The following is an 8,966-nucleotide window of genomic DNA, read 5'->3' on the forward strand; positions in this document are numbered from 1 at the left end:
TGTCCGGCTTTCCGCTTTATGGTTGGGTAGTGCCCCAAAAGGGTAATTCCTTTCTCAATCCAGACCAAAATAGGCTGCCACAGCATTATAATCGTCGGTATCCACTCCTTTTGACTTAAGCTCTGACATTATATCCGTGGTTCCATTCTTACCTTGCATATTGCTTATCTCTATTGAGATTATGATCAGGTTAAAGTAAAAACCAGGAGGCACAGCAAAATCTGCCCCTTGGAGATCCTTGAATGTAATGATCCCGCCTTCATCCGCAGTGACAACATAGTTTACATCTGCTGTAAATGTACTTGCTATAGCGGCTCCAGGAACCGAATGTCTTGCCAGAAATTGACCGTCGTATAGATATTCCAAATAAAATAAGAAGGCATAATTGGGCCTATTCTGTCCAGGAATTGGCATATCAAATTCAAAAAACTCACCTCCGTTCCATGCCTCCATGTTTATTTTAGTTGATTGCACATTTGCATTACCGTCCACACCATCAACTCCATTGGTTCCATTCTGGCCAGTTGGACCCCGTTCCCCATCTTCACCGTCAGCTCCAACAGGTCCGACAGGTCCTTGGGCACCTGCTGGTCCCTCAGGCCCTCGTTCCCCATCCTCGCCGGAACAGGACACCAAAACAATTGCTATACAGAGCATGGCCATACCGAACAACTTAACTAGTTTCATATTATCCGTTTATAAGGTTATATGGACCAAAAGTAGCGCAGTGCCCTGTATGTATTGGGGCCTAACTAACGGATGCCAAAGACCATTTGATCAATGGGGCTTTTGAATTGACGGGTGAAATTTTTTGTAGGGATATTCTTTCTTAAATTTTCCCAAAACCCCAGATGAAAAAGGAAAGAATGCAAAAATCAATCAGCAGGTGGTAGCCCATAAGTGCTAGGCTCAAATTAAAAACTCAAGTTCAAGTTCAAACACTGAACATCCTGAATTGGGCATCCAATCCCAAGAACAAAATAGCTTGACTACCTTAATTGAAACCCACTTTCACCAATTGCTTTTTGCCGCCTCTTTTGGCGTAGAAGAGCATGTTGCTGTCCGCTTCGTCCTTTAAGGGTTTGGAAACCATGAGGGGCAGTCTTGCCTCCTGCTGGTCAATGATCTTTTCGTAGTCCATGGTCCCGTTTTCATCCAAAGAGATCAAAAACACGTTCCGGTTCCTGCTCAGGCCTTGTTTGAAGATAAGGCGTTCGTTGTTGATGAGTTGCGGGTTTTCGGCCGCGGTACAGATAAAGAAGTAGGTCTTTCCATCCTTGCAGTACGAACTGTAGGATGCATAGGCCCCGTCGCCCTGTGTCACCTCGGTCTTGTTGATGTTTCTGGCCCATTCCATATGGCCATCGTTCCCCAGCTTCACACTCACGATGTCGTTGTGGTGGTATCGCTCGATCTTTACCCTTTGCCCTGCTCCGGTGACTTCCATTCCGGTAGTGACAAAATATTCCTCCGCATTGAAGAAAATTTCGTTGTTCTGGGTAACTTCAACCCCTTTGAACACCAAGTTCTTGATGACCTTGTCCCCTTCGCGGCCAAACTTGTCATCCATGAACTGCTCTGAAAAGGCATTGTACTTTTGGGATCGGATGCTCAGCGTGGAGGGATCCACGTCAAAATAAGCGATTCCATTGTAGCGATTGTCCTTTCGGTCGGCATAGAACCCAACGCAGACAAGTTTGTTTTTTAGGAAGATGGGGTACAGCCCTTCGGGATATTTGCCTGGATCCACAAAAGATTGGGTCCGGCTCCCGTTTTGCGATACCTTCACAAGTTCATACTGGAACTTTCGCTCATCCACCTGAAAACGGTTCCTTTTAAAATAGGCCTTACCAATAATATAGGCCGTTTGCAGGTCGGACGAAATGGCCAAGCTCTCAAAAGCATAGTTCTTTTCCTCTATCTCTGTCGAAAAATCATGCTCAAATCGCTTGTTCAGGGCGGTGTCGAACAAATGGATGATGTGCTTGTTGTCCTTTCCCTTTTTGTGGTGGGTACTTATGATGAACCCCGTTTTCTCCTCATTGAAAAGAATGGCGGTGGAAAACCCGCTGGAAAAATTGCGATTATAGAAGTTTTTCCCGACAGGATCATCTACCTGTTCCGATGCAATGGAAAGCAATTGTTTGGTGCTAAAATTAAAATCGATGATGGGACTGGTGTGTACCCAATACTCATATTGGCCCCTGCCTTCATTATAGTTAAGGAACAGAAGGTTCAACTGTCCATTTTTGAAGAATCCTTCCACAAATTCCTGGTCCTTGAGCTTATAGTTGTACTCATTGACCAACTCCAGGTCACTGTTATAATGTTCGATCAGATATCCCTTTGGCCTTAAGATCAGTCCTTGGTAATAGGCCCTGACCAAAATATAGCCGCCAGTCCCATCCTCGTCGATGGTCATTAGGTTGGAATAGCGGTACCGATCGTTGTATTTTTCTCCGAAGTCATAGGTGACGGGCATTTTCTGGGCCACGGTCACCATTGCGAAAAACGCAAAGCAAAGTAGAAAAAAGTGGTTTCTGGTCATGGTTTGGCTTAGTTGGGGCCAACGGTCACGACCCCGGAAAATCTGCCTGACGCTTTTCCAGAAAGGCTGATGTACCCTCCTTGAAATCGTCGGTGCCAAAACAATGGCCAAAGGCTTCTATCTCCGTGGCATAGCCATCGGCGTCATACCTAAAACCAGCATTTACCGCTTTTATTGCATGCTTGATGGCCACGGTGGAGTTTTTCGATATCCTGCCCGCTATTTTAACACAAAGAGTCAACAGTTCCTCTTGAGCCACCACGTGGTTGACCAACCCGTAGGCAAAAGCCTTGTCCGCATCGATCATCCCAGCGGTCAGGATGAGTTCCATGGCCCTGCCCTTCCCAATGAGCTGAGGCAAGCGCTGTGTGCCCCCGTAGCCGGGAATCACCCCCAAGGACACCTCTGGCAAGCCCATTCGGGCATTGCTGCTGGCCACCCGAAAGTGACATGCCATGGCCAATTCCAAACCTCCACCAAGCGCAAAGCCATTGATGGCAGCTATGACGGGGGTGGACAAGTTCTCCACTAGGTTGAACAGGTTTTTCTGGCCCATGGCGGCCAATTGACGGCCTTCCTTGACTGAAAAATTGGCAAATTCCGAAATGTCAGCACCGGCCACAAAGGCCTTTTCACCGCTTCCCGTGATGATAATCGCCTTGATCTCACTGTCCTCGTCCAACTCCTTGAAAGCGACATGGAGTTCCTCAATGGTCCTTTGGTTGAGCGCATTCAATTTGTTGGGCCTGTTGATGGTGATGATGGCCAAATTGTTCTCTTCTTCGATGTAGATGTTTTCGTAGTCCATGTGCTTTCATTTAGGAATGGTCCATGGCGGACCCGTACTTGAATTTATTTACGTTGTTTGGGGAATTTAATGGTAAAGACCGTTCCCTTGCCCTCTTTTGAAGTAAAGGTAATGGTTCCCTTATAGTTTTCCACAATATTCTTGACCATCCCAAGTCCAAGGCCGGTACCGCTTGACTTGGTAGTGAATTTAGGTTCAAACACACGGTACCTCAGGTCATCTGGAATCCCCACGCCATTGTCGGCAACAGAAATTTTCACGTACTGGCCCTCGGTGGCCACGGTGACCAATATCCGAGGTGATTCAACTTCGGGGACGGCCTGGATGGCATTTTTTACCAAGTTGGTGATGACCCGGATGAGTTGGGTACGGTCCAGTTTCGCAATGATCTCTTCTTCATCTGCAATGAAATGGATAAAGTCCTCATTGAAGATCTCCAAGGCCAGTTTCACGATATTCACCACGTTCAATGTCTCGTTCTGCTGCGCGGGCATATCGGCAAAACTGGAGAAGGCTGTGGCAATGTTGCTCATGGTATCTATCTGCTGCACCAAGGTCTTGGAAAATTCTTTTACCTTTTTTTGGATATCGGGATCGTTGGGGTCAAACTTGCGCTCAAAACTCTGAACGGTAAGACGCAGTGGAGTCAAGGGATTCTTGATCTCGTGTGCCACTTGCTTGGCCATTTCCCGCCAGGCCTGTTCCCTTTCGCTGCGAGCCAGTTTTACCGCGCTCTCCTCCAGTTCATCGATCATTCGGTTATAGGAGTCCACCAGTTTTCCGATTTCTTCACCAGGGCTATCCAGATAGATTTTCTCGTTCCTTCGGGTCAGGTTGGTCCGGTACATTTTATCCGATATGGTCTCAAGCGACCTTGTGATATATTTCGAAATAAAATAGGCCAGCACTATGGCCGAAATCAGCATCAACAGATACACTCCGCCCAACCGAAAAAGAAACTCTCTCAACTCTTTGTTGTTGAACGTGTTATCCTCAAAATAAGGAAGGCTCATAATGCCGATGGGCTTGAACTTGGGGTCGTTGATATAGGAATAGGTGGCCTGGTAGTTATCGCCCGCCGCCCGTTTTTCCTCCACATATCTTTTATTGCCACTATCCCGAAGGTAATTCAGGATCTTGGCATCCAAGCAGCTGGCAATGGAATCCTCTTCAAAGCTTGGACGGGAACTTTTGATGAGATTGCCCTCCAGATCATAAATATTGAAGTTGACGTTCTGCACATCCGCAATCTTATAGATCTCGTCCCTAAATATATGGCCCAGATTTTCTGCAGTGACCGGATAGGTGGTCTCTTTCAGGGCATAGGAAATGCTCTGCAACACCTGTTCTTCCTTTCGTTCCAACCTATCGTTGTGATAGTCCTTCCCCTCTTCCCTATATTGATAGATGGTGACGGCCACAATCAAAATGGAAGCGATGACCACCAGCATGATCATTGCGAAAAAAATACGGGACCGTAAGGATAGTTTCTTGAACAAGCTTGCCGATTTGCGATAAAATTACACAATTATCAAGCCAAATGAGACACAAGGGCAAGTTCAAGTCTCAAGTGACAAACTAAACGTCAACTACATTTGAATGTTGCCCTATTGAACTTGTACTTGCGTTTGATACTTGAACTTTTTAAGCGTTAGGATTTTTGTCCCTGATACGCTTGTACAGTCGAATGCCCAACATGAGCAGTATGGCCAGAACGAAAATGCCGATCACCCCATAGATCCAATTGAAAGCGTTCTTCAAAATGACCAAGAACACTACGGCAAAAAGGATGAGAGTGGCCCCTTCGTTCCAGATACGCATGAACCTTGAAGTATAATTCACCTCATCACGCTGCAATTGTTTGAACATCTGGTGGCACTTGAGATGGTACACAAATAGCAGGGCCACAAAGGCCAGTTTCACATGCATCCACGATTGTTGCAACCAACCCGGCATCAAAACCAAGAGCCAAATGGCAAAGAGGGTACACAGGATGGCAGATGGCCATGTGATAATGTACCATAGCCGTTTGGTCATCAACTTGAGTTGATCGGTGAGAATCTCTCGATCAGGCCATGGCTTTTGCCATGCCTCAATGTGGTAAATGAAAAGTCGTGGGATATAGAACAGTCCCGCAAACCAAGTAACCACAAAGATCAAGTGGAGTGATTTGATGTAGTTATAGATTTCCATTTGCTTGGCCCGATATAAATAGGAGTCAAAGGTAAAGGGTAGATAGCAGATATAAAACTATCATTTCCCTTTACCTTTTGTCCTTCAACCTTTAATCCTCAACGGAGAGATAGTTCAGTTTTAAATTGTTGAACTCCTCATTGAATGCCGCTATCTCTTTGTCCACCATTGCATCAAAAGCGGTAAGTTGTTCCTTTATTTTGGCGGAAAGTTCATTTTTCACCGCAATGTCCTGCTCCGTTGGCGGAAAATCGTCCAAAGCGACCAAACTGTTCAAATGGCCCAATTTGTTGGTGAGCCTGATCGGGAAGTTCAAGGGGTCTTGGTTACTTTGGTTTTTCGTTTGGTATAGCGCCTTTTCAATTTCCCCAAACCCTTCCTTCATTTTTTTGGCTTTTTCCACTAAGGCCTTGGTAGCTTCGTTGTCCTTGTATTGCTTAACGAACTCGTCCAGTTTGCCATTGATGTTCCTGATTTTTTTGATGGATTGGTGTGCCCTGTCCACAGTCTCGTTCACATCGGTGATAAAATCGTGCTGTTCCTGCATTTCTGCAATACTGGCCTCCGATCTTGGATCGGGCAAGATCTTGAATTCTTGGGATTGTTCTTCCCCATTCACGTTCAAATGTACCTTGTAGGTGCCCGGTACCGCTTTGGCCCCGTTGAGGTTGGCCCACCAGAGAATCATGCCCTGAAGCCTTTCTGCCCCTTTTCCCCTAGTGTCCCAAACAAAAGTGTTTCCACCTTTTTTGGCCTCCAGTTTTTTGTCCTTCTCCTTGGCATAAGTGCTATAGGTAGCCAAAGTATCACCGCTCATTTTGGTATAAGTAAGGGCTATGCTGTCCTTTTCCTGAACATCCTTTAGATAGAAATGGGTGATCACCCCATTGGCTAGGTTTTGTCCTTCCGTCTTGGAAGGCCTTCTTGCTGCATTGCCCTTGGTCCGATAACTGTCCCTGGGATGATATAGGATGGCACTGGCGGATTTGTTCGCATCGTTCAACTGGTGCAATACGGTGAGATCATCAATGACCCAAAGGCTTCTTCCCTGAGTGGCCACGATCAAGTTGTCATCCTTGATGGTCAGGTCCGTGATGGGCACAATGGGCAGGTTCAATTGGAATTTCTCCCAGTTTTGGCCATCATTGAACGAAATGTATATCCCGGTCTCCGTTCCGGCATAGAGCAACCCTTTTCTTTTGGGGTCTTCACGGACCACACGGGTAAAATGCTCCGCTTCGATGCCATTGGTGATCTTGGTCCACGTTTTCCCGTAGTCGGTGGTCTTATAGAGATAGGGGGCGAAATCACCCAATTTGTATCGGGTGGCCGCTACATAGCAGGTGCCCTCATCAAAAGCGGATGGTTCTATACTGTTGATCATGTTCCACTCGCGCATATTCGGCGGGGTGACGTTTTCCCATGTCTTTCCTCCATCCTTGGTCACATGGATGAGACCATCGTCACTGCCCACCCAGAGCAATCCTTCTTTCAACGGGCTTTCATTGGCCGCAAAAATGGTGCAGTAGTATTCCACACTCGTGTTGTCCTGGGTGATGGGTCCTCCACTGGATACTAACTTTGCAGGATCGTTCCGTGTCAGGTCACCGCTGAGCAGTTCCCAACTTTGGCCTTCATTGGTGCTCAAATGCACGTGGTTGGAGAAGGTATACAGTTTTTTGGGATCGTGTTTGCTGAAAATAATGGGGAAATTCCATTGGAATCGGTATTTCATGCCTTCCGCCCCATAACCCATAGGGTTATCCGGCCAAACATTGATGCCCCTTGTCGTCTTGTTCTTATGGTTGACGCGGGTCAGGAATCCGCCATAACTTCCGCCGTACACGATGTCGTCATTGGCCGGGTCCACAGCGATATGGGCCGATTCCCCTCCAGCGGTTTCTTCCCAATCGTCCTCTCCAATCGAATTGTCATCACTCCTGTAATTGATCCGCAAAGTAGAATTGTCCTGCTGTGCCACATAGATGCGATAGGGAAAAGCATTGTCCGTGACCACTCTATAAAACTGGGCAGTAGGCTGGTTGTAATAGGTGCTCCAAGTTTCACCACCGTCGTAACTGATCTGGGCGCCGCCATCGTCACCAATGATCATGCGTTGGGAATTTTCCGGGGCTATCCATAGATCGTGGTGATCACCATGTGGCGCATTGAACGACTCAAAGGTCTTTCCTCCATCCGTGCTCCTGTGATAGCTTACATTCAGCACATATACTTTGTCCACATCTTCGGCATCCGCATACACCCGGGTGTAATACCATGCTCTTTGCCGTAAACTTCGATCACTATTGACCAATGCCCATTTTTTCCCTCCATCGTCTGAGCGATATAACCCGCCTTTTTCCTTGTTTTCCACAATGGCCCATACCCTATCACTGTTTTTTGGGGAAACGGATACGCCAATGATCCCCAAGGTGTCTTTGGGGAAGCCTTCATTTTTTGAAATTTCGGCCCAGGTTTCCCCGCTATCGGTACTTTTCCAAAGGGCAGAACCATCACCGCCGCTGCTCAAACTGTAAGGGGTGCGCTGCACTCGCCAAGTAGAAGCATATAAGATCCGGGGATTATTGGGGTCGAAGGTGAGATCTACTGCACCGGCCTGATCGTTCACAAAAAGGACCTTTCTCCAAGATGTCCCCCCATCTGTACTTTTATAGATCCCCCTGTCCTTGGCCGGTTTGTAGATATCGCCCATCACCGCAGCATACACGATGTTGTGGTCTGTGGGATGAACCCGCAATCTTGGGATGTGTCTTGTGTTTTCCAACCCAACGGACTTCCAGGTCTTTCCGGCATCCTCAGTCTTCCAGACCCCATAACCGGAAGAGACATTCCCACGGACCGTTTTTTCGCCGCCGCCCACATAGATTACATTCGGGTCGCTCTTGGCCACCTCGACCGCACCGATGCTCCCTCCAAAATACCCATCGGAAATGTTTTCCCAACTGCGGCCTCCATCGGTGGTTTTCCAGACCCCACCACCTGTCGCTCCAAAATAAAACAAATTGGGTTCTCCCGGCACTCCGGTGACCGCAGCCGAACGTCCTCCCCGGAACGGGCCTATCAATCGGTACTCCAAACTGGAATAGAGCTCTTCGGGATATTCAGGTCCGACCTGATTGTTCTTTTTTCTTTGGGAATGTGTCGAGTTGGTGAAAAGGACCACGGCAAGCATCAGCATACCGATTTTGGAAAAGCAAGTCTTCATGAATAAAGTATTGAGTTAGTCAGGCTTAAATGTAATCAAAAAGGGATAAAAAAGTTTTCCAATATTTCGTACTTTAACCCTCCAGATAAAAAACCTTAGTACTATGCAAAATTTGTTCAGGCTCGCCTTGCTATCCATCCTTCTTGTGGCCTGTAAAAACCAATCGAAACAAACGGAAGAAACATCAACCC

The 8,966-nt window shown here is 47.1% G+C and carries 6 protein-coding genes; all 6 read right to left on the reverse strand.

Annotation, left to right across the window (positions count from 1 at the left end):
• Positions 1–54: 54 nt before the first annotated feature.
• On the reverse strand, positions 55–687 hold the full coding sequence (locus FOT42_RS18045; protein ID WP_192938335.1) for a collagen-like protein: 633 nt from the start codon (positions 685–687) through the stop codon (positions 55–57).
• 307 nt (positions 688–994) lie between these two features.
• Positions 995–2,548 carry a hypothetical protein gene (locus FOT42_RS06210; RefSeq protein ID WP_151889708.1) on the reverse strand — a complete coding sequence of 518 codons (1,554 nt, stop codon included), beginning with the start codon at positions 2,546–2,548 and terminating at the stop codon, positions 995–997.
• A 25-nt stretch (positions 2,549–2,573) separates the two neighbouring features.
• Complete coding sequence (locus tag FOT42_RS06215; protein ID WP_151889709.1) at positions 2,574–3,356, reverse strand: enoyl-CoA hydratase-related protein; 783 nt, start codon at positions 3,354–3,356, stop codon at positions 2,574–2,576.
• Positions 3,357–3,400: 44 nt separating this feature from the next.
• Entirely contained in the window at positions 3,401–4,813 is a 1,413-nt protein-coding gene (locus tag FOT42_RS06220; protein ID WP_151889724.1) for a sensor histidine kinase, read from the reverse strand.
• 187 nt (positions 4,814–5,000) lie between these two features.
• Positions 5,001–5,549, reverse strand: coding sequence for a CopD family protein (locus FOT42_RS06225; RefSeq protein ID WP_151889710.1), 549 nt, complete (start codon positions 5,547–5,549; stop codon positions 5,001–5,003).
• A gap of 91 nt (positions 5,550–5,640) precedes the next feature.
• Complete coding sequence (locus FOT42_RS06230; RefSeq protein WP_151889711.1) at positions 5,641–8,775, reverse strand: WD40/YVTN/BNR-like repeat-containing protein; 3,135 nt, start codon at positions 8,773–8,775, stop codon at positions 5,641–5,643.
• Between the last annotated feature and the right edge of the window lie 191 nt (positions 8,776–8,966).

Source organism: Flagellimonas hadalis (genome assembly GCF_007785775.2).
GTDB lineage: Bacteria > Bacteroidota > Bacteroidia > Flavobacteriales > Flavobacteriaceae > Flagellimonas > Flagellimonas hadalis.